A 2,436-nucleotide genomic window follows, 5' to 3' on the forward strand; every position below is an offset into this window, starting at 1 on the left:
TGGCCCGCCGTATCGCGGGGGGTTACTACGACACGCCGGTGCCGGTGCGCTCCCGGGATGAGCTCGGGGAGCTGGCCCAGGGATTCACCCGGATGCAGAGCGCCATCGCCGAACGCGAGCAACAGATTCTGTATCAGGCCCGGCACGATCAGCTCACCGGCCTGATCAATCGCAGTCAGCTGTTTCCGGAGCTGGAGTCCGCGATAGAAAAAGCCACCTGGTCCGAACAGCGCTTTACCCTGATGGTGCTGGATATTGACAACTTCACCCGGGTGAACGATGCCCTGAGCCCGGAAATGGGCGACCGGGTATTGGCCGAAGTGGGGCGGCGCCTGCTCGATCAGGCCGGCCCGGACGATCGGGTCGCACGCCTGGGCAGCGATGAATTCGCCCTGATGTTCTGGCAGGTCGGCGAGGACGAGGTGCAGACTCGGGCGGAGGCGTTGCTGGAAGGCTTTGCCGACAATATCCAGTTGGACGACCTGCATCTGGGAGTCGACATCAACCTCGGGGTGGTGCTCTATCCGGACGATGGTGACCAGCCTGAGACGCTCCTGCGCCGAGCCAACCTGGCCCTCAATCAGGGCCGCCTGGAACAACAGCGCATTACCCGATATGAAACGGGCTGGGACGAATCCCATCTGCGCCGGTTGGCGCTGTTTGGTGAATTCCGCCAGGCGTTGGAAGACTCGCAGTTGGACGTCTATTACCAACCCAAACTCTGGCTGGACGACAGCGGCACTCTGGGCGCCGAGGCCCTAGTGCGTTGGCGGCACCCGGAGATGGGCATGATCAACCCGGAGGAGTTTGTTGCGGTGGCCGAAAGCACCGGACAGATTGGCCTGCTCACCCGCTGGGTACTGCGCCGGGCCATCACCCAGGCCGCCAACTGGTCGGTGCCGGCGCACCTGTCGGTCAACCTCTCGGCACTGGATCTGCTCGATGATGACCTGCCCGACATTGTCGGCGGCCTGCTGAGCGAGACCGAATTGTCTCCCGAGCGCTTGTGTCTGGAAATTACCGAGAGTGCCATCATGCGCGAGGCCGACAAGAGCCTGCACAACCTGGAGCGGTTGCGGGCCCAGGGCATCAGCCTGTCGATTGATGACTTCGGCACCGGCTATTCCTCCCTATCGCAGTTGAAAAAGCTGCCGGTCTCGGAGCTGAAAATCGACAAATCCTTTATTCTCAACCTGGACCAGAGTGAGGATGACCAGTTGATTGTCCGCTCCACCATCGACCTTGGTCACACCCTGGGCCTGACCGTCACCGCCGAAGGGGTGGAGAACCAGGCGATCGAGAAGCTACTGGTAGCTTTGGGCTGCGACCGGGTTCAGGGTTTTTATTACAGCAAACCGCTGCCTCACCGGGACTTCCTCGACTGGTTGTCCGGTGCCGAGCGTCTGGAGGTCAACGCGTGAGAGTTCGCTACTGTGTACTGCTACTGATCGCCCTGTGCGGAACCGCCGGCGCGGACAGCCAGCGTAGCCAGCTGTTGGCCACCGGTGGCGCCACCACCCTGGAAGGAGCCGCCGGCGGCGGGATTGTACCCATGGCGGTGCTCTCCGGTTACGGCACCCGGGAAGAGCAGGGCGGCACGGTAACGGCCAGTCACGTCAGCACCGGCGACTATTCGTTGTCGGTGCTCGGGGCGAGCTGGAGCTGGCGCAACCGGATTGAGCTGTCCCTGGCCGAGCAGCGTCTGAGCCACCAGCCTCTGTCCGAACGATTGGGGGTCGGGCCCTCGAGCATCCGCCAGCGCGTTTTCGGGGCCAAAGTACGTCTCCTGGGTGACCTGATTTACACCCGATGGCCCCAGGTGAGTCTCGGTGTACAACACAAGCAAAACCGGGACTTTTTTGTGCCCTCCGCGGCGGGAGCCCGGGATGATTCGGGCACCGATGTATACCTGAGCGCGACCAAACTGTTGCTCGGCGGCCTGGCCGGTCGCAACCTGCTGCTCAATGCCACCGCCCGGCACAGCAAGGCGAACCAACTGGGGTTGGTGGGCTTTGGCGGCGACCGCAATAACGACGCCGAGTGGCTGGCCGAAGCCTCCGCCGGGGTATTCCTTAACCGCCATTGGTTGCTCGGCGCCGAGTACCGGCAAAAGCCCGACAACCTCTCGTTCATCCGTGAAGACGACTGGCAGACCGCCTTTGTCGGCTGGTTTCCCAACAAGCAGGTCGCGGTTGTGGGTGCCTACGTCGATCTCGGTGAAGTGGCCAGCTTTCCCGACCAGACCGGCTGGTATCTGTCCGTCCAGGGGAGTTTCTGATGCGAGTGTCTTTATTAGCGCTGGTGCTTTTCCTAAGCGCCTGCACCTCAACCGGCGGTGACCGAACGCTCTACCAGGCCCTCGGTGGCGCTGAAGGCGTGGATGCCATTGTTTACGACCTGATCGTGCGCATCGCCGACGACGAGCGGGTGGTGGAC

General features: G+C 62.7%; 2 protein-coding genes. Both read left to right on the plus strand.

Translation table 11 applies throughout. The features are described 5' to 3' along the window. On the plus strand, positions 1 to 1,421 hold a 1,421-nt coding region (locus B3187_RS00715; RefSeq protein WP_286804199.1), incomplete at its 5' end, for a putative bifunctional diguanylate cyclase/phosphodiesterase. Continuing rightward, positions 1,418 to 2,278, plus strand: coding sequence for a DUF3034 family protein (locus tag B3187_RS00720; RefSeq protein ID WP_286804200.1), 861 nt, complete (start codon positions 1,418 to 1,420; stop codon positions 2,276 to 2,278). The genes B3187_RS00715 and B3187_RS00720, both read left to right, overlap by 4 nt. The last annotated feature ends 158 nt before the right edge of the window (positions 2,279 to 2,436 follow it).

This window comes from Marinimicrobium sp. UBA4209, from assembly GCF_002381585.1.
Taxonomy (GTDB): Bacteria; Pseudomonadota; Gammaproteobacteria; order Pseudomonadales; family Cellvibrionaceae; genus Marinimicrobium; species Marinimicrobium koreense.